Origin of the sequence: Streptomyces sp. WG5 (assembly GCF_049974565.1) — a bacterium.
GTDB lineage: Bacteria > Actinomycetota > Actinomycetes > Streptomycetales > Streptomycetaceae > Streptomyces.
Map to the genome: position 1 here is coordinate 126,130 of NZ_JBNGGC010000004.1, position 18,467 is coordinate 144,596.

The window sequence follows — 18,467 nt, forward strand, 5'->3', positions numbered from 1 at the left end:
CTCGTCGTGGTCACTCGGCCCGACGGCACTGGATTGCGCATCGTGCGCGGCCCGCTTGGACTGCCGGTGGAGTTCCACGAGCCGGACGGCACCCGTCGCACACAGGAATTCGACGAGCGCGGCAATCGGATCAGAATCACCGACGCAGCTGGCCACGCCACCTGCTACGCCTACGACGACGCCGGCCGCGTCATCTCCGTCACCGACCCCCTCGGCGCCACGACCCAGGTGGTCTGCGACGCCGCGGGCCTGCCGGTGGAGGTCACCGACCCGGCCGGCGGCACCACCCGCGTGGGACGCGATGCTCTCGGCAGACTCGTAAGCACCGTCGACCCTGTGGGCAGAGTCACCAGTCTCACCTGGAACGCCGACGGGCAACTCGCCCGCCGTACGGCCCCGGACGGCGTCACCGAGTCATGGACCTACGACGGTGAGGGCAACTGCCTGACCCACACCTCCCCGGCTGGAGGAGTGACCAGGTTCGAGTACACCCACTTCGACCTCCTCGCTGCCCGCACCGGGCCGGACGGCGCCCGCTACGCGTTCGAGTACGACACCGCCCTACGCCTTACCCGGGTCACCAACCCACAAGGACTAGGCTGGAGCTACCGGTACGACGCGGCCGGCCGCCTGGTCTCGGAAACCGACTTCGACGAACGCACCATCGACTACCGCCTCGACGCGGTAGGGCAGTTGACCACGCGTATCGACCCGCTCGGTGACGTCATCTCCTTCACTCACGACGAGCTGGGCCGTGTCACCTGCAAGGATGCCGCCGGACGGACAACCAGCTACGCGTACGACCCGGCCGGGCGCCTCCTGCGGGCATCCGGCCCGGACGGCGACCTGATCCGGCAGTACGACCGACGCGGCCTGATCAAGACGGAACTCATCGACGGCCGCGCCACCACCTTTCGCTACAACGCCGTGGGCCGTCGCGTGGGACGTGTCACCCCCACCGGCCATGTCACCTCCTACACCCATGACACGGCAGGCCGCCCCAGCCTCCTGACCACTGGTGGTCAGGAAGTCACCTTCACCCATGACGCGGCAGGCCGTGAACTGTCTCGCGTCTTCGGCTCCCTCACCGTCACCTCGGCCTGGGACGAAGCCGGGCGTCTGTCCGCCGAGCACCTGATCACCGACGGACGCGTACTCAACAGCCGCACCTACACCTACCGGGCCGACGGCCACCTCTCCGTGGTCTCCGACCGGTTGTCGGGCACCCGCACCTTCGGCCTCGACCCGATCGGCCGCGTCACCGCCGTGATGGCCGACGACTGGAGTGAACGGTACGCCTACGACGCGAGCGGCAATCAGGTCTCCGCCTCTTGGCCTGCCTCCCATCCCGGCCAGGAAGCCACTGGAGCCCGGACGTACCACGGCACTTCCCTCACCCGCGCCGGAGGTGTGCGCTACGAACACGACGCCAACGGCCGCGTCACCCTGCGCCAGAGGACCCGCCTCTCCCGCAAACCCGACACCTGGCGCTACGAATGGGACGCCGAGGACCGCCTCACCTCCGTCATCACTTCCGACGGCACCCGCTGGCGTTATCGATACGACCCATTGGGTCGTCGCACCGCCAAGCAACGCCTGGCTTCCGATGGCGAGACGGTCATCGAGGAGGTCCGCTTCACCTGGGACGGCACCACCCTGTGCGAGCAGATCACGGCGTCGCAGGACATTGCCCATCACGTGGCGCTCACATGGGACCACCGCGGCCTGACTCCAATGGCCCAAACCGAACGGATCCTCACCGCGGATGCCCGCCAGCAGGAGATCGACCGGCGCTTCTTCGCCATCGCCACCGACCTTGTCGGTGCCCCCACCGAACTTGTCGACGAGTCCGGCGACATCGCCTGGCGCACCCGGAGCACGCTCTGGGGCACCACGGCCTGGTCCCGGGACAGCAGCACCTACACTCCTCTGCGCTTCCCCGGTCAGTACTACGACCCTGAAACCGGCCTCCACTACAACTACTTCCGTCACTACGACCCCGAGACCGGCCGCTACACGGCTCCGGACCCCCTCGGCCTCACGCCCGCGCCCAATCCGGTTACATACGTCGACAATCCCCACACAGGCGCCGACCCACTGGGACTCTCACCGAACTACCAAGTGGGCCAGACCCTGGGCGACACATCAAAGCTGAGCGGGTGGATTCCCACAAAGGTTCCGGCGGAGTCCGAAGCGGTCCTCCGTGACATTCGCGAGTTCGGTGTGGAGGCTCAGGGCGCGGGCCCTCAACTCATGGGACCGTCCATCCCCAAGCCATTCGAGAACAGCGGGAAGGGCGGCGCCTACAAACTTCCCGAATTCGACAGTCAGGGAAATAGTATCCGCTATACGGAATGGGGCACGGTGCAGTCGATCGACAACCCGAGATGGGGCGGCGAGAGGGTCGTGACCGGGTCGGACGGATCGGCGTACTACACTCCGACCCATTATCAGACGTACATCGTGATGGAGACCGGCCGATGAGCAACGCCACCTGGTGGGAACGTAACGAGGAAGAAGTCTGTGTCGTCCCGACCGACTCCTCGCTCTCCGTTGCACGCGCCCTGCCTCCCACCGGACTGATCTACTCGGCCCGGATGCGAGGACAGGAAATGCACGACTCCGACGGAGTGTTCACTCAGTTCTACGAGGCACTGCGCCTCCCGGACTACTTCGGCTGGAACTGGAACGCACTGCAGGACTGCCTGACCGATCTACACTGGATCAACGCCAAGCATTTCCTCCTCACCATCGATGACGCCGACGTCGCACTTTCCGAAAGCACCGAAGAACGTGAAATCCTCTTCCGTTCCCTGAACGACGCCGTTAAGTTCTGGGCGGGAAAGCCCGAGCTTCCAGGCCAGGAGAAGATCACTTTTCAGGCCGTACTGCTGTGCCCGCCCCATGTCCATGAGGAGGTACTCCGCGAAATCAGGACCTATTGAGGCCCGGTGAATTCGGCGTGACCGAATCGGCCCTCTACGCTCGCACGGAGCACTTGGTACCGAGAGTACCTGGCAGATCCTGCCGGACTGCGGGCATAGACTCTCCACAGTTATCTTCCGCGACAGTGGCCCGAATGTGAGCATTCAGACAGTCTGAACCACTGGCCGCCGTACAGTGGAATGAAGGCGGACGTGTACCGAGAGTTCCTCATCCCCGACGACGAAGAAATCTACGAGACCATCGGGGAATGGCCGGATTCAGACGAGGGCGGCGCACGTATTCTCACTGAGCGTTTTCAGAGTGGCCACCGGGCGGGTGACGGGCTGGTCTTCCGCAACGCACGAGGCTCCTGTGCCGTTGAGAGAGGTGTTCCACGTCTCAACTCATCAGCGCAGGAGCCTCGTTGGTTCCCTATCCTGCCGCACAGGACCTGCCTCACGCTCTGGTCGAGTGGGTAACCATGCTCATCGTCACCCGTGAGGGTGACCGCCGCGCAAGCTCCCGCCCCACCAGCGTGCTCTCGTCGGTCTGGTCTACCTTCGCCGGCACGACACCCTCGCGCAGATCGCCGCCGGGTTCGGCATATCCGTCGGCACCGCCCACGCCTACGTCAGCGCCGTCGTCAATCACCTGTCCAGGCGAGCGCCCGGACTGCTACGAGTCCTGCGGGAAACGGATCCCCAACACGTCCTGCTCGACGGCACGCTCGCCGAGTGCGACCGGGTCGGTGACAGCCGGGCCGACTTCTCCCAGAAGCACCGCCGCCACGGCGTGAACGTGCAGGTCATCGCCGACCCTACGGGCAAGCTGCTGTGGATCTCGCCCGCACTGCCCGGACGCACCCACGACCTCACCGCGGCCCGCACCCACCGCATCATCCGGATCTGCGAACGCCAAGGCGTTCCCGTCCTCGCCGACCGTGCCTACATCGGGGCCGACTCCTGGGTGACCACGCCGATCAGACGCCTTCCACACCAGGACCTCACCGCGACCCAGCAGACGATCAACCGGGCCTTGTCAGCGGCACGAGCACCGGTTGGACGAAGCGTCGCGAGACTGAAGTCCTGGGGCATCTTCCGTCGAGCTCGCTGCAGCCTCAACCGCATGACCGTCATCGCCGCTGCCGTCCTCACCCTGGAGCGTCAACGCTGAAAACGCTCAGTAGGTCCATGCTCAGCGTCGCCTGCCCTCGGCGCCCCATCGATACTCGCCACCTTGTCGGGGTCTGACCTGCCCGACAAGGCACCTGACACACCATCAGAACGAGCGTCAAATGAGCGTCATTTCAGAGTCAAGATATCGCCCGTAACGCCCACACTACACATAATGCGCACACGCAAAACCGCAGGTCAGGAGCCCTTCGCGGCCGGTTCAAGGATCGCCACGCACTCCACATGGTGCGTCATCGGAAAGATGTCGGCCTGAGCAAGTCTCGGGAAAGGCCAGGTCAAAGCCTTCTTCTCGGCTCGCTGTCCTGCGCACGGACCCCCGGAGCGTCAAACGAGCGTCATGACGACCCAGCCCTTTCTCCCGGGGGCGTAGACCTTCAGCCCTGGGGAAGATGAGCACGGCCCGCTGGTAGACCACGTCCACCGTCTCTTGCTCCCTCTCGCCGACTGCCGTGATGGAGGAGGACGCCCATCGGTCGGCTCACGTCGCAACCGGCGGCTCCCGACACCGGAGAGCGGGATCACCCCGTGCTCAGCGCCTCGGTCGGTGCCAGGCGGGCAGCGCGCACGGACGGGTACATCCCTGCCAGGACGCCGATGGCCATCGCTCCGCCCGTGCCCATGGCGATGGCGGACAGCGGGATCACCGGTGGCCAGCCCTGGTACGTCACGTAGGCGACGGTGGCGAGAACGCCGATCACCGTTCCTGACACTCCACCGAGCAGGGAGAGCACCAGGGACTCGGTCATGAACTGGCCGCGGATCTGTCCCCGGTTGGCGCCCAGCGCACGCCGGAGGCCGATCTCGCTGCGTCGTTCGAGCACGGAGATGTACATGGTGTTGGCGACTCCGATACCGCCGACCAGCAGGGCCACCCCCGCCAGTCCCAGGAAGAGCACCGAGAACGTGCTGTTCACGGCGCGTTTGGCGGCCAAGGCATCCGATGGCCGGCTCACCTGCACCAGCCCGGGGAGCTTCGGGTACACGGTGGCGGGAAGGACGTCGGCCACAGCTTCCATGGCGTCCTCGTCGGCTCGCACATAGATGACCGTGGGGTGTCCGTCGAAGCCGAGCTCCTGCTCCGCCGCCTGCCAGCCCACCAGTACGGAGCGGTCGAGGTCCTCGGCGAGAGGGATCGGATCGAGGACGCCGATGACCGTGAACCACGTCTGATCAATGACGACTTGCGGGGCCTCCTGCCCCGGGACGATGCGGGGGATTCCCAGCCGGGCAGCGGCTTGGTGGCCGAGCACGACGGTGGGTAGCCGGTTGGTGGCGGGGGTCAGGAAACGGCCCGACCTCACCCGGCCGTTCACGGCGGGAAGCAGGTCGTCCTGGCCGGCGAGAACGTTGAGCCCGAGTCCGTCGTTGGGGTCTGTCCGGTCGGAGCGCCGGACGATCGCATGCGTGTTGGCCACGGCACTCGTGCGGCTCACCGGCCCGATCCTGGCGGCCATTGCCGCCGCTTCCCGCGGCAACAGCACCGGGGGATTCTGGTTGGACTGCGGCTGCGCTCGGAGCAGGTTCGTGCCCAGCGCCGCGAGCTGCCGGTCGAGCGCACTGTGGCTCGACGCCGGAATCCCGGTGACGAGGACGAGGGTGAGGGTGCCGATCGAAATGCCGAGGGCGGAAAGCGCCGCCCTCATGGGGCGAACGCGGATGCCGAGAAGGCCGAGACGCAGGATGTCCGACGGTGCCAGTCGCACGGGTCGGGCCGGATCGCCGCGCTCGACGGCGGCGGAGGGGTTCGGGACGTGGCGCCCCCGGGCTTCTCTTAGGTCCAGGTCGTCCCGATGGCGAGTTCTCCCACGGGTCACGCGTCGCCCCCGGGGGTCAGAGACGCCTCAGGGTGTGAGTCGGTGACGACGCGCCCGTCACACATCTCGATCCTGCGTGGCAGGCGCGCTGCGATGTCCCGGTCATGGGTGATGACGGCGATGGTGGTGCCTTCGCTGTTCAGCTGGGTCAGCAGATGGAGCACGGACTGTCCGTTCGCAGTGTCGAGAGCGCCGGTCGGCTCGTCGGCGAGTACCAGCACCGGTTCGTTGACCAGTGCTCGGGCGATGGCCACTCGCTGGCGTTCGCCTCCCGAGAGTTGGTGCGGCAAGTGGCGTGTGCGATGGGCGAGACCGACACGGTCCAGGGCGGTGACGGCCATCGGCTGCCGACGGCGGCGGGGCACGCCCGAGTAGAGCAGTCCGGTGGCGACGTTCTCCTCGGCGGTGAGGCCGTCCGTGAGGTGGAAGTGCTGGAATACGAAGCCCAGCCAACGTCCGCGCAGCGCGGACAGTGTCCGGTCGGACAGCTGTGCGGCGTCCTGGTCGCCGATCCACACCGTGCCGCCCGTCGGTCTGTCGAGGGTGCCCATGATGTTCAGCAAGGTGGATTTTCCGGACCCCGAACGGCCGACGATGGCCAGCAGCTCGCCCGCCCGGATGGTCAGGGATACGTCATCGAGGGCGGTGACCCCTCCCGCGTACACCTTGCTGACGTTTCGCACGGTGAGCACGGCCGAGCCCGTTCCCGGCGGGCTTGTCATGATGCCGTCACCACCACGTCGCCTTCCTCGATGCCGGCTCCGCTGACCTCCACGAGCCCCTTGGCGAAGAGGCCGGTCGTGACCCCGACCAGCTTCCCGCCGGGACGCTGCAGCGCGTAACCGCCTTCGCTCAGGGCGAGGAGGGCACCTACGGGGACCACCAAGACGTTCTCCCTGGTCCGGGCCGTGAAGACGACCTGTACGGACGCCGCGTCGAGCTTGGCGACATCGTCGGCGTCCGACGGCTGGACCCTCACCTCCAGGGTGGGCGTCGTGTCGGTGCCGGCACCCGCTTCGGCGGCGTCGCCGCCCTGCACGGTGGTACCGATGGACCCGACCGTGCCAGGAACACTCTTGGTGTCGGGAAGGATGATGGAGACCGCGTCGCCTTGGTGCATGGACCCGGCACTGCCCGCGTCGGCCTCCACCGTGACCGTCTTGTCCTGCGAGGTGAGGGTGAGGACTTCTTCGGTGGCCGGGTCACCCAACTGCGCCTTGACGGCGTCGACGCGTGAGGGGCCGGACAGGACCACGGCCCGGTCCGGGGCCAGAGTCCCGGTGGCCTCCTGGCCGGTGTCGTGCTGCCAGCGCTTGAGCGCTGCCAACACTCCGGTGGTCAGTTCGGTGCCGGCCTCGCCCGCCTCGCTGCCCTCGCGCGATGCCGCGGACCGCTGCGGCCGAGGGCCGATGTCATAGCCCAGGGCTTCCAGGTTCTCGACGAGAACGGTCACGTCCCGCCCGGTCGTCCCCGCCTTGTCCAGCTCACGGAAGAACGGAGTGTCGCCGAAGAACGCCGTGACCGGCTCGTCGTTCACCCAGTACAGGGGCTTCCCCCGTGAGACGACCGAGCCCGGGGCGGGCAGCCGGCTGATGACGCCCTTCCCGGACCCCTTCACCGTGACCTGCCCCCCGAAGCCCAGAACTCCCGGCAGTGTCCGGGAGTCGGACAGGTCGGCGCGCTTCACCCGGGTGGTCTGAGCGGACGGAGCTGCCGCGGGGCCGGGTTGCTGGCGCTCACCGTGGTCCGACAGCGCTCTCGCCCCGTAGACCCCGCCCGCGGCCACCACGAGGACCGCCACTGCCACTGTCCCCTTGCGCACGGTGCGGAAAGCCCTACGCGGCCGTTTTCGGGCCGAGTTACCACGGGGCGAGCCGCTACTTGTCACCGAACGCCTCCAGCGAACACGACTGCTCAGCCTCGGGGACTCCGGATTCCGGCAGGGTGCCCGTGGTGTCCTTGTCATAGGTCCAGCTCAGGCCGTCGGCGCTGACACTCGTGTCGGCGACGAGGTGGATCTTCATGCCCTTGTGCTGGAGGCACTTGACGTACGCGCGGAAGTCGTCCGCGAAGTGCGGGTTGCCCTCGGGCGTGGTCTCGGGAGGCTGAAGCGGCAGCTTGACCAGGCAGGCCTCGTAGGCGGGACGGTACTTGGGGGCGTCCGCCCTGCCCTGCTCCGGGGCTGCCTGCTTGGCGCCCGCGAGGGCCGCCCGCTTGGTGTTCATCGGTACGCCGTGCGCCTGCAGGCATGCGTTGTAGGAGTCCGTGAGCCGCTGCTTCTCCTCCTCGGAGGTGTCCAGGCGCAGCTGAGGGCGCTTGGCGTCGACGGCCGAGTCCTGGGCCTCGTCCTTCGACGCCGGCTCCTTCCCCGTCGGTGAGCCGGACGCCAAGGTGTCCACGCTCTTGCCGGAGCCGGCCTCGGCGTCCTCACCGCTGCCGCATGCAGCGAGCGACATTCCGGCGACCACGGCCAGACCGGCGGCGAGAGCGCACAGCCGCGGGCGGCGCACTGGCCGATTACGGGGGTGCTCCGGGGCGTCGACGGGGCCGCGGAGTATCGGCGAGTGCTGTGCATGCCTGTTCATGCCGATCAGCGTTCACCAGCATTGTCAGGTGATTGTCAGGAACTCATGGCGATGCGGTCTGCTTCCCACGGCACGGGCAGAACACTGCCGTTGTCGTTCCTAAACTGACGCCATGCGTGCACATGTGATGGTGGCCGAAGACGACGCCGATCAGGCCGAACTGGTCCGTCGCTACCTGGAGCACGAGGGCCACGAGGTGACCCTGGCTCACGACGGCCGCTCCGCCCTTGACCTGTTGCGCGGCCGACGCCCGGATCTGCTGGTCCTCGACGTGATGATGCCCCGGGTCGACGGACTGGACGTGTGTCGTGTCATACGTGCGGAGCCCCGTCTCGCGAACCTTCCCGTGCTCATGCTCACGGCCAGGTCGTCCGAGGACGATCTACTGCTCGGCCTGGATCTGGGCGCGGACGACTACATGACGAAACCGTTCAGCCCCCGCGAACTCATGGCGCGCATCCGGTCGCTGCTGCGCCGCAGCGACAGAGGCCCGGACGCCGAGGCCGACCGGGAAGCACGCAACGCCGTCCTGCGGGCCGGGCCGGTCACCGTCGACCGTGTCCGTCACGAAGTGTGGGCGTACGGTCGTGTGATCCGCTGCACGCCGGGAGAATTCCGCCTCCTCGACATGCTCGTCGAGCACGCGGGTCAGGTGCTGTCCCGGACCCAGATCCTTGAGCGTCTGCACGGCTCCGACCCCTTCATCACCCTCAGGACGGTCGATGTCCACGTCATGAATCTGCGCCGCAAGATCAAGGACGTTCGACCGGGCCCGCAGGACGTCATGCCTCTGGTGACCGTGTACGGAGTGGGCTACAAGCTCACGGACACTCCGCACGACCAGCAGGCGCACCCGTATGGGTAGGTTCCGCGAGGGAAGAAGGGTCCGGATCTCGGCCGTGCCGCTGCGGCGCAGTCTGCTGCTGCGCCTGCTGGCGGTGTCGGCACTCGTGTCGGTCTGCTCGATCACCGCCACCGCATGGGTGGTCCTGCAGACCACCGCTGTCGTACTCAGCCGCGAGCGAGGGCAAGCACTGGCCGACGACGCCCGGATCTACGACACCCTCCTGGGATACGCCGCGACGCACCCGAGTTGGAACGGCGTCCAGCCGACCGTCGACCACCTGGCACAGTCAGCCGGTCACCGCATCGTTCTGCTCGGTGAAGACGGGCACCTCCTGGCGGACTCGAACGCCGACCGGAATCGCCCCTTCCAGCCTCCGCAGCAGGCATCCGCGGTCATCGACCCCCTGGCCGTCGACCCCGAGTTGAACAAGAACACGGACGACGGCCGGTCAGGCACGGAGCGGATCGACCCCCGGGCAGTGGGACCGTTCAAGCTGTCCGAGGAAGACAACGAAAGGCTGACGCGCACTGCGAAGCGAGTGGTCCTGTGCCTGCGCGAGTTCTACGGCACCCAGGCCCACGTTCAGATGTCGCCCGCCGGACGCCCGAAGGTGGTGGTGCCGAACCCCGGCGGTACACCCACTCCCGGTGAGCAGCGCTGCTCCCTCGGGTTCACTGATCCGACACCGTCGGAAGAGAAGGCCCTGGAGGGACTCACGAGCCTCGTCAACGCGTGCCTGGCCCGTCGGGAGGTGGACGGGGTGAGGCTCGCGATTGACGGCAGTTGGGAACCCCGGACCCGTCACGCGCCCCCGGCCTCGACAGTCCTGTCGTGTCTGACGACCAGCCGCAGCCAGCAGTTGGCACCGTATGTGGCACCGGCCGCGCTGCTGTACGTCAGCAGTCCCGGACGTACGGCGACGACGTTCTTCGACCTCTCCTCCGCGAACCGGCTCCGCATCGCGGGCTGGGCCGCCGCCGTGCTGGTGATGACGGTTACCGTGACCACGCTGACCGGCATCCGCCTGGTGAAGCCGCTCAGGACGCTCACCAATGCGGCCATGCGCATGGAGGGCGGGGAGGCGTCCCCGAGCGTGCTGGTCCGGGGAGGCGACGAGATCGCGAAACTGTCGGCCGCCTTCAACGCGATGTCGCAACGCCGCGAACAGCTGGAATCAGCACGCCGGGACATGACCAACGACATCGCTCATGAACTGCGCACCCCGGTGAGCAACATCCGGGGCTGGCTGGAGGCGGTGGAGGACGGCATCGCACAGCCCGACGCCGATCTGGTGACCAACCTGCTGGGACAAGCACTCCAGCTCCAGCACATTGTCGACGATCTTCGGGACCTTTCCGCCGCCGAGGCCGGCGAGCTCCGTCTGGTTCCGGCGCCCGTCGAGCTCATGGAGCTGCTGGCTGCCGTCGCCGTGGCCAACCGGGCCACGGCGACGGCAGCAGGCGTGACCATCACGGTCGTGGACACAGGACGCGTCCCGGTCATCGCTGATCCCGTACGGATACGCCAGATGATCGGCAACCTCGTGTCGAATGCGATCCGCTACACACCCGCGGGCGGGTCGGTCACTCTGAGTGCCCACGTCGACCTCGACACCGTCGTGATCGACGTGGCGGACACCGGGACCGGGATCTCGGCCGACGAGTTGCCGCACATCTTCGACCGGTTCTGGCGCGCGGAGAAGTCCCGCAGCAGACAAAGTGGCGGCAGCGGCCTCGGACTGGCCATCGTGCGCCGCCTGGCCGAAGCACACCGGGGAACGGTGACCGCGGCCAGCACGCCGAACGTCGGCTCGACTTTCACACTTCGCCTGCCGCACCACTCATGAAGTGCGAGAAGTGGTTCAGCGCCCGGGCGAGTCGGGCCGAGTCGGCTGCGGTGAGGATGCGACGTGGTGACGCCCCCGGTGGGTCTGACCCCTCGGCCGACTGACGTCTCGACTGTCCTGTTGGGGATTTGTCGGCCCGCCGGGTGTCACCACGCACTCGGCCGGACGGGCGTTCTGTGACCCAGGCCATGAACCGGATTCGTAGCCTGCTCGTCTCCGCCCCGGCAATGCTGCGGGAGCAGACCACCGGTCTGGACCGGGCCGCGTTGCTACGGACCCTGGCCCGGCTGCGGCCCGGCGTGGACCTGTCCCGCCCACTCGCCGCGGCCCGGGCCGCCCTGCGGCGGCTCGTCCGCCGCCACCAGGCCGTGGACGAGGAGATCACCGAGCTCAACGCGGAGATCGTCCCGCTGGTGAAGCAGGCGGCCCCGGCACTGCTGAAGCTGTTCGGCGTCGGCCCCGAGACCGCCGGTCAGCTCCTGGCCTCGGCCGGGGACAACCCCGAACGCATGCGCTTGGACGAACGCACCCGCGCCTACGTCGAACGACGCACCGAGGAAGGGCTGAAACAAGAAGACAACATGCGCTGCCGCAAGCGATTCGTCGCCCGCGAGGTCTACCGCGCCCTACCACCACACCAACGGAACGAATCACTCAAACCGATCTCGCTCCTGCCGCTTGACAAGCATAGGAGCATCCCGCGCGTGTTCCATCGGCACTCGCGCAGTCCCGGGGCGGGCTGCGTCAACGCAGCAGGGCGTCTTCTAGACTAGCGTTTGTCGACGGCGAGTTCGCCGTTCAGGATCACCATGCGGAGGTCGCGTACGTTGCGGATGTCCGTGGTGGGATCGGCGTTCAGCACGAGCAGGTCGGCGCGCTTGCCGGGGGTCACCGTGCCGAGGTCGGGGCGGACACACTGCCTCGACGCACCGCTGGTGCCTGCGGCCAGTACCTGGGTGGGCGTCATCCCGGCCGCCCTCATGAGTTCGGCCTCTTCCAGGGTGTTGGCTCCGAACATGCCCCGACCGCTGAAGGTGTCACTGCCCAACGCGATGTGCACGCCGGCCTCAGCGACCTTCCGGAGATTGTCGCGGGCGTCCGGGTGGGCGTCGTCGATCCAGAGCGTGGGTGTGTAGGTGATGCCGCGTTCGAGCATCAGGTCGATGAGCGAGTGGTCGGTGAGGGGCTCGACGGTGACACCGTGCTCCAGGCCGTCCGCCCCGGCCTCGATCGCCTCGCGTGCCGCGACTTGCTGGGTGGTGTGGACGGTAACCCGAAGGCCCCGCTCATGCCCGGCCTCGATGCCCGCCCGAAGGAGATCGAGGGGAAGCCGTTCCAACGCGACACCATCCGGAAAGGCGGGGTTCTGCCAGAGGTATCTCGGCCCGCCGGAGTGTGCGCACGCGCCCTCTGACAGGAGTTTGATCGCGTCCACCTTGTGGTCAGCCAGGTGGTGCACCAGGTCTCGGATCTCCTGCACGCTGCCGGCCTCTCCCGTGAAGCGTTCGCGCGCCCAGGGGTTGTCGCGGAAGACAGTGGCGGCGGGGTGCCCGTCGCGTCCGGTGATGCCGCAACCAGTCGCCAGCAGGCGCGGGCCCCGCAGCGTGCCTGCGGCGATTCTGGCCCGTGTGTCCAGGATTCCGTCCGTCGGATCACCCACCGACTTGATGGTGGTGATCCCGTGGTCGAGGAACAGCCCGAGCCGTTCAGGAAGCTCGTTCTCCTCGAAGGCCCGCATCGAATCGGGATCGGAGACCGCGCGCACGTCGTAGAAGTGGACATGAGTGTCGATCAGTCCCGGCATGACCCATCCTCCGGCCGCATCCACCTCCTGTCCGCCCCTGAGCGGCTCGGCCGATACGGAAGCGATCCGTGCGCCGTCGACGGCGACGTCATACAGACCGGTGAGCACCTGGCGGCCGTCGAAGACACGTGCGCGACTGATCACGAGGTCGTAGGTCACAGGGCCGCGAGCCTCGGCGCTCGCGATCGCTTCGTCTTCCTGGTTCATCGCTCTCACTCCTGGCACGTTCTGAGCAGGTCGCTCAGGTTCGGGTGCGCGTAGATGGACCGTGCGGGCTGACACCGGGAGCCGGGAGACCCTGGAGTACCGCGCCCCGGGACAAACTGAAATCAAACAAGTTACAGTTTGGGCGTGCGTCGTGACGTGGGACATGTGTGCGTCACCGCTGAATCAGCGGTCCTTCGCTTCGCCGTCGGAGGCCAGTATCTGTTGCAGCAGGGCGGCGATCGTCGTCCGGCCGAGCCGCTCCTCCAGAGCTCGCTCTGCGTTCTGGAACTCGACGTCAAGCAGATCGCCGATGTTGCGGCCGACCACGCACGCCCCGCTGGGCGGATGAGGGTGCCTCGCGAAGACCTGCTCCCCCTCCACGGCGGCGTACGCGTCATAGAGCGTGATGTCCCGCGGGGTGCGAGCAAGGGACCAGCCGCCTCCCCGCCCCTCGGTGGACCGCACCAGATGAGCGTCTCGCAAGCGGCCGAGAATGCGCCGCACGAGAACCGGATTGCTTTCCAGGCTGTCCGCGATCTCCGCGGAAGTCAACGAGCCTCCACGCCGGTGCGCCAGCATCGCGAGCGCGTGGATCGCGACCGCGCTCCTACTGCTGAGCCCCGCCATCTCCGACTCCTGCCGCCGCCGACAAACTGCCACCAACCTAGTTGCAGATAATTCGATGGTCAACCGAGTCGTCCGGGGGCCTCGGACCCGAAGCAGGCCGGATGCGCCCTGGTCGGCTCATCGCCTTCACGGCCCGACACCTCCGGGATCTTGCCGCATCCACTACGAGATGCGCGCCGATCTCCACCAGGGACTCCTCCGACTCGGGCTCTCGGGCGGGCCCATCGTCCGTGACGGCGGCATCAGCAACACGACCCGGGGGCCACCGATCCGCTCGAGAGCGGCGAGTTCGCACGGATCCCGCGACGCCTCGACGAGTGACCGGCTACTCGCCCGGCACGGATACCCACCCGCCGAGGTCTTGGACGCGGTCGAGCTCATCACCAAGCAGCTGGAGTATTTCGCCCGAGAGTGGACGCGAGAGGAATTCAAGGACTGACGGCTTCGACAAGCAACAGTCCACACTACGCGGCGATGACAACCTTGACACCGGACGGCGAACACGGTGGACCTCGTGCCGCAGGCAAGTGTGGTTCGAAAACCGGGTGCAGCGCATGCAGGCCGATATCCTCAGACTCGACGGCGAATACGGTTCGCTCCTCGTCTCCGCGCCGGAGCAGGAACCAGTCCATGAGTCGGGTCAGTCGGTACCGGTGACGCCCGCCCTCGGTACGGCAGACGCGTCACCGTCATCGAGGCCCCGCAGGTTGGTGAAAACGGAAGGTTCCGCAAAAGTCCGACACATCGATTGACCCGCGCTATCTGATCCAGGACGACCACCTCACGCCCCGTCAGAAACAGCGTCAAGAACATTTCCCGAACCCGTCCCTTACGGAGTTGAGGCCGAGCGTTCTCGACTCACACCTGCTGCGAAACCACAGGTGAGACGCGTGGCGGGAACCTACAGCATGCTCCACGCGGTAAACCTACGGAAACATGTCGGCACAATCCGCCCGCACCCTGGGGAATCAGAGAATCAGCAGGTCAGCGGCTCTTTACTGCGGGCTCAAGAATTGCCACACACTCCACGTGCGAGGTCATCGGAAACAGATCGAACACCCGCAGCGTCCGCACCCGGTACCCTCCGTCCCGGAAGTACCCCAGATCCCGCGCCAGCGCCGCCGGATCGCACGCCACGTACGCGATCCTCCGCGCCCCCAGCGACGCCAGGTGCTGCACCGTCTTGCGTCCCGCCCCCGCGCGCGGCGGGTCCAGGACGATGAGGTCGACCTCGTCGATCCCCGTGCGCGGCAGGGCTGACTCCACCTTGCCCTGCTCGATCCGCACCCGGTCGAAGCCGGCGAGGTTGTGCCGGGCGTCCTCGACCGCGCGCTTGCCGGACTCGATGCCGAGGACGGCGCCCTTGTCGCCGATGCGGTCGGCCAGGGCGCCGGCGAAGAGGCCCACTCCGCAGTACAGGTCGAGGGCCATGTCGCCCTTGCGCGGGAGCAGGCCCTGCATGACCGCCTTGACGAGGGTGTCGGCGGCCTTCGGGTGGACCTGCCAGAAACCGCCGCTGCCCACCCGGTAGGTGCGGTCGTCGGCGCGCTCGCGGACGAAGGGGCGGCCGTGGACGCGGTGGACGCCGCCGTCCTTCTCCCCGACCCGCATGACCGACACCGGGCGGTCGAGCTCGACGATGGGCAGGCGGGCGCCCGGCTCGGGAGTGAGGATGACCTGGCGGTCCTGGGAGCCGGTCGCCGCGATCGCCTCGACGGACTCCATGCCCGTCCAGTCCCGCTGCTCGATGCCCAGCTCGCTGACGCCCTCCGCGGCGATCATGCAGTGGTCGATGGGCTGGACCTCGTGCGAGCGGTGCTTGCGCAGGCCCGCGCGGCCCTCGGCATCCACGGCGTACTGGACCCGGGTGCGCCAGGACGGGACCTGGCCGGCGGGCACCTTGTCGCCCTCGGCCGGCATCACCGTGCCGTCCCAGCCGGCCTCCTCGGGCGTGAGGCCCGCGAGGCGCTTCAGCTGCTCGGCGACGACCTCGCCCTTCAGGCGGCGCTGCGCTCCGGGCTTGGCGTGCTGCCAGTCGCAGCCGCCGCAGCGGCCGGGGCCGGCGAACGGGCACGGGGCCTCGATGCGGTCCTTGGAGGCGTCCAGGATCTCGACGGCGTCGGCGCGCAGGAAGCGTGCGCCCTCCTCGCCCTCGGTGACCCGGGCCACGACCCGCTCGCCGGGCAGCGCGTGCCGGACGAACAGCACCTGCCCCTCGGACGTACGGGCGATGCAGTGGCCGCCGTGGGCGACGGGGCCGACCTCGACCTCGTACTCGTCGCCCACCAGCGAGACCGGCTGGGACTCCGCCTGCGATTTCTTCGGTTCTGCCTGCATGGCGGGGTGACTCCATAGAAAGGGGACGACGAAGGACGATCGCCGGAAGACGAACGTCAAAGGACAGCAGCCGTCCAGTCTACGTCGACGACGAGGAGTCCTTCGCCCGGTCGCGCTGCGCCGGACCGCGCCGCACCGCGCCGGGCGCGTTCCAGTCCTGCCGCTTGCGGGCCCGGCGCTTCGCGGCCTCGGAGGACTGGAGCTGGTACGGGACGGAGGTGACCATGACGCCCGGGGTGAAGAGCAGGCGGCCCTTGAGGCGGAGCGCGCTCTGGTTGTGCAGCAGGTGCTCGTACCAGTGGCCGACCACGTACTCGGGGATGATCACCGAGACCGCGTCGCGCGGGGACTCCTTGCGCAGGCTCTTGACGTACTCGATGACCGGGCGGGTGATCTCGCGGTACGGCGAGTCCAGGACCTTCAGCGGTACGGCGATGCCGCGCCGCTCCCACTCCTCGCGCAGTGCCTTGGTCTCCGCCGGGTCGACGTTGACGCTGAGCGCCTCCAGGGTGTCGGAGCGCATCAGCTTGGCGTAGGCGAGGGCGCGCAGGGTCGGGCGGTGGATCTTGGAGATGAGGACGACGGAGTGGACGCGGGACGGCCGCACGATGTCGTCGCTCTGCTCCTCGGGGTCCTCGGGGGCAGCGATCTCCTCGGCGACGCGGTCGTAGTGCTTGCGGATCGCCGTCATCGTCGCGAAGAAGATGCACATGCCGAGCAGGGCGACCCAGGCGCCGTGCGTGAACTTCGTGGCCAGCACGACGACCAGGACCAGTCCGGTGAAGAAGGCGCCGAAGGCGTTGATGGCCCGGGAGCGGACCATGCGGCGGCGCTTGGCCTGGTCCCGTTCGGTGGCCAGGTGGCGGTTCCAGTGGCGGACCATGCCGATCTGGCTGAGCGTGAAGGAGACGAACACACCGACGATGTAGAGCTGGATCAGGCGGGTGGAGTCGGCGCCGTAGACGAAGACGAGGAGCATGGCCGCGCCGGCGAGGAGCACGATGCCGTTGGAGAAGGCCAGGCGGTCACCGCGGGTGTGCAGCTGGCGCGGCAGGTAGCGGTCCTGGGCGAGGATCGAGCCGAGCAGCGGGAAGCCGTTGTACGCGGTGTTCGCGGCGAGGAAGAGGACCAGTGCGGTGGCCGCGGCCAGGACGATGAACAGGAAGCTGCCCTCGCCGAAGACCGCCTCGGCGACCTGCGAGATCACCGGGTGCTGGACGTAGTCCGCGCCGAGCGGGACGCCGTCGTGGAAGAGGTCGGTGGCCGGGTTCTCCGACATGCGGACGTCGGTCGCGGCGGCCAGCGCGATGATGCCGCAGAACATGGTGACGGCGAGCAGGCCCATGAGCGCGAGGGTGTTCCCCGCGTTCTTCGACTTGGGCCTGCGGAAGGCCGGGACGCCGTTGGAGATCGCCTCCACGCCGGTGAGCGCGGCACAGCCGGAGGAGAAGGCCCGCAGGAGGAGGAAGACCAGGGCGAAGCCGGCCAGGCCCCCGTGCTCCGGCTTGATCTCGTAGTCCGCGGTCGGGGAGCGCATGGTGTCGTCGAGCACCAGGCCGCGGAAGGCTCCCCACACGATCATGATGAAGACGCCCGCGACGAAGACGTACGTCGGGATGGCGAACAGGGTGCCCGACTCCCTGACCCCGCGCAGGTTCATCAGCGTCAGCAGCAGGATCACGGCGATCGCGCAGAGAACCTTGTGCTCGACGACGAAGGGGACCGCGGAGCCGAGGTTCTCGATGCCGGAGGAGATGGAGACCGCGACGGTCAGGACGTAGTCCACGAGCAGCGCGCTCGCCACCGTCAGGCCCGCCTTGGGGCCGAGGTTGGTGTTCGCCACCTCGTAGTCGCCGCCGCCGCTCGGGTAGGCGTGCACGTTCTGCCGGTAGGAGGCGACCACCGTGAACATCAGCACGACGACCGCGACCGCGATCCAGGGACTGAAGTGGTACGCCGACACGCCCGCGATGGACAGGACCAGCAGGACCTCGCCGGGCGCGTACGCCACGGAGGAGAGCGGGTCGGAGGCGAAGACGGGTAGGGCGATGCGCTTCGGCAGGAGCGTCTCCCCCAGCCGGTCACTGCGCAGTGCGCGCCCGATCAGAATCCGTTTGGGCACGTCGGTCAGTTTGGACACAACAGAGGATCGTAAGGGTTCGAACGGGCGCCCGCCCACCCGCCACCCCCGATCCTCCGGCCGTCTGCTCTACGGGTGAATTCGGGGAGGGTGCGGCTGCGGATTCCGCAGGTGATCGGGTTCGCATGCCTATATGACAAGC

The 18,467-nt window shown here is 67.9% G+C and carries 13 protein-coding genes and 1 pseudogene; 6 read left to right on the forward strand and 8 right to left on the reverse strand.

What is annotated here, in order from left to right:
* Positions 1 to 42: 42 nt before the first annotated feature.
* The 3 genes and pseudogenes from ACP4IX_RS05795 to ACP4IX_RS05805 all read left to right on the forward strand — a co-directional run bounded on the left by ACP4IX_RS05795 (position 43) and on the right by ACP4IX_RS05805 (position 4,098).
* Positions 43 to 2,484, forward strand: coding sequence for an RHS repeat-associated core domain-containing protein (locus ACP4IX_RS05795; protein ID WP_426554908.1), 2,442 nt, complete (start codon positions 43 to 45; stop codon positions 2,482 to 2,484).
* On the forward strand, positions 2,481 to 2,945 hold the full coding sequence (locus ACP4IX_RS05800; protein ID WP_426554909.1) for a barstar family protein: 465 nt from the start codon (positions 2,481 to 2,483) through the stop codon (positions 2,943 to 2,945). The genes ACP4IX_RS05795 and ACP4IX_RS05800 overlap by 4 nt, the downstream gene beginning before the upstream one ends.
* Positions 2,946 to 3,349: 404 nt before the next feature.
* Positions 3,350 to 4,098: pseudogene (locus tag ACP4IX_RS05805) on the forward strand (transposase family protein).
* A gap of 538 nt (positions 4,099 to 4,636) precedes the next feature.
* On the opposite strand, the gene ACP4IX_RS05810 reads toward ACP4IX_RS05805, so the two are convergent.
* The 4 genes from ACP4IX_RS05810 to ACP4IX_RS05825 all read right to left on the reverse strand — a co-directional run bounded on the left by ACP4IX_RS05810 (position 4,637) and on the right by ACP4IX_RS05825 (position 8,517).
* Complete coding sequence (locus tag ACP4IX_RS05810) at positions 4,637 to 5,932, reverse strand: ABC transporter permease (protein WP_426521875.1); 1,296 nt, start codon at positions 5,930 to 5,932, stop codon at positions 4,637 to 4,639.
* Complete coding sequence (locus tag ACP4IX_RS05815) at positions 5,929 to 6,654, reverse strand: ABC transporter ATP-binding protein (RefSeq protein WP_426554911.1); 726 nt, start codon at positions 6,652 to 6,654, stop codon at positions 5,929 to 5,931. Before ACP4IX_RS05815 ends, ACP4IX_RS05810 begins: the two co-directional genes overlap by 4 nt.
* A complete protein-coding gene (locus ACP4IX_RS05820) occupies positions 6,651 to 7,733 on the reverse strand; it encodes a hypothetical protein (protein ID WP_426521874.1) in 1,083 nt (360 codons plus the stop codon). The genes ACP4IX_RS05815 and ACP4IX_RS05820 overlap by 4 nt, the downstream gene beginning before the upstream one ends.
* Before the next feature lie 76 nt (positions 7,734 to 7,809).
* A complete protein-coding gene (locus ACP4IX_RS05825; RefSeq protein ID WP_426521873.1) occupies positions 7,810 to 8,517 on the reverse strand; it encodes a hypothetical protein in 708 nt (235 codons plus the stop codon).
* 112 nt (positions 8,518 to 8,629) lie between these two features.
* Between ACP4IX_RS05825 and ACP4IX_RS05830 the strand changes: the two genes are divergently transcribed.
* The 3 genes from ACP4IX_RS05830 (at position 8,630) to ACP4IX_RS05840 (ending at position 11,983) form a co-directional block, all read left to right on the forward strand.
* Positions 8,630 to 9,382, forward strand: coding sequence for a response regulator transcription factor (locus tag ACP4IX_RS05830; protein WP_115744663.1), 753 nt, complete (start codon positions 8,630 to 8,632; stop codon positions 9,380 to 9,382).
* A complete protein-coding gene (locus ACP4IX_RS05835) occupies positions 9,375 to 11,210 on the forward strand; it encodes a sensor histidine kinase (protein ID WP_426554912.1) in 1,836 nt (611 codons plus the stop codon). Before ACP4IX_RS05830 ends, ACP4IX_RS05835 begins: the two co-directional genes overlap by 8 nt.
* A gap of 188 nt (positions 11,211 to 11,398) precedes the next feature.
* Positions 11,399 to 11,983 carry a hypothetical protein gene (locus tag ACP4IX_RS05840; protein WP_426554913.1) on the forward strand — a complete coding sequence of 195 codons (585 nt, stop codon included), beginning with the start codon at positions 11,399 to 11,401 and terminating at the stop codon, positions 11,981 to 11,983.
* Here the strand turns inward: ACP4IX_RS05840 and ACP4IX_RS05845 are convergent.
* The 4 genes from ACP4IX_RS05845 to ACP4IX_RS05860 form a co-directional block, all read right to left on the reverse strand.
* Complete coding sequence (locus tag ACP4IX_RS05845) at positions 11,980 to 13,221, reverse strand: amidohydrolase family protein (RefSeq protein ID WP_426521870.1); 1,242 nt, start codon at positions 13,219 to 13,221, stop codon at positions 11,980 to 11,982. The genes ACP4IX_RS05840 and ACP4IX_RS05845 overlap by 4 nt on opposite strands.
* Positions 13,222 to 13,404: 183 nt before the next feature.
* Complete coding sequence (locus tag ACP4IX_RS05850) at positions 13,405 to 13,848, reverse strand: Rrf2 family transcriptional regulator (protein ID WP_426554914.1); 444 nt, start codon at positions 13,846 to 13,848, stop codon at positions 13,405 to 13,407.
* Positions 13,849 to 14,832: 984 nt separating this feature from the next.
* Positions 14,833 to 16,185, reverse strand: a complete 1,353-nt coding sequence (locus ACP4IX_RS05855) for a class I SAM-dependent RNA methyltransferase (protein ID WP_426521869.1) — start codon at positions 16,183 to 16,185, stop codon at positions 14,833 to 14,835.
* Positions 16,186 to 16,264: 79 nt separating this feature from the next.
* Entirely contained in the window at positions 16,265 to 18,325 is a 2,061-nt protein-coding gene (locus tag ACP4IX_RS05860) for an APC family permease (protein WP_426521868.1), read from the reverse strand.
* Between the last annotated feature and the right edge of the window lie 142 nt (positions 18,326 to 18,467).

What these genes read in the sequence shown, in the direction of transcription:
- ACP4IX_RS05800 (WP_426554909.1), top strand. Translation starts at nt 2,481, where the DNA reads ATGAGCAACGCCACCTGGTGGGAACGTAACGAGGAAGAAGTCTGTGTC.
- ACP4IX_RS05815 (WP_426554911.1), bottom strand. Translation starts at nt 6,654, where the DNA reads ATGACAAGCCCGCCGGGAACGGGCTCGGCCGTGCTCACCGTGCGAAAC.
- ACP4IX_RS05825 (WP_426521873.1), bottom strand. Translation starts at nt 8,517, where the DNA reads ATGAACAGGCATGCACAGCACTCGCCGATACTCCGCGGCCCCGTCGAC.
- ACP4IX_RS05830 (WP_115744663.1), top strand. Translation starts at nt 8,630, where the DNA reads ATGCGTGCACATGTGATGGTGGCCGAAGACGACGCCGATCAGGCCGAA.
- ACP4IX_RS05835 (WP_426554912.1), top strand. Translation starts at nt 9,375, where the DNA reads ATGGGTAGGTTCCGCGAGGGAAGAAGGGTCCGGATCTCGGCCGTGCCG.
- ACP4IX_RS05840 (WP_426554913.1), top strand. Translation starts at nt 11,399, where the DNA reads ATGAACCGGATTCGTAGCCTGCTCGTCTCCGCCCCGGCAATGCTGCGG.
- ACP4IX_RS05845 (WP_426521870.1), bottom strand. Translation starts at nt 13,221, where the DNA reads ATGAACCAGGAAGACGAAGCGATCGCGAGCGCCGAGGCTCGCGGCCCT.
- ACP4IX_RS05850 (WP_426554914.1), bottom strand. Translation starts at nt 13,848, where the DNA reads ATGGCGGGGCTCAGCAGTAGGAGCGCGGTCGCGATCCACGCGCTCGCG.
- ACP4IX_RS05855 (WP_426521869.1), bottom strand. Translation starts at nt 16,185, where the DNA reads ATGCAGGCAGAACCGAAGAAATCGCAGGCGGAGTCCCAGCCGGTCTCG.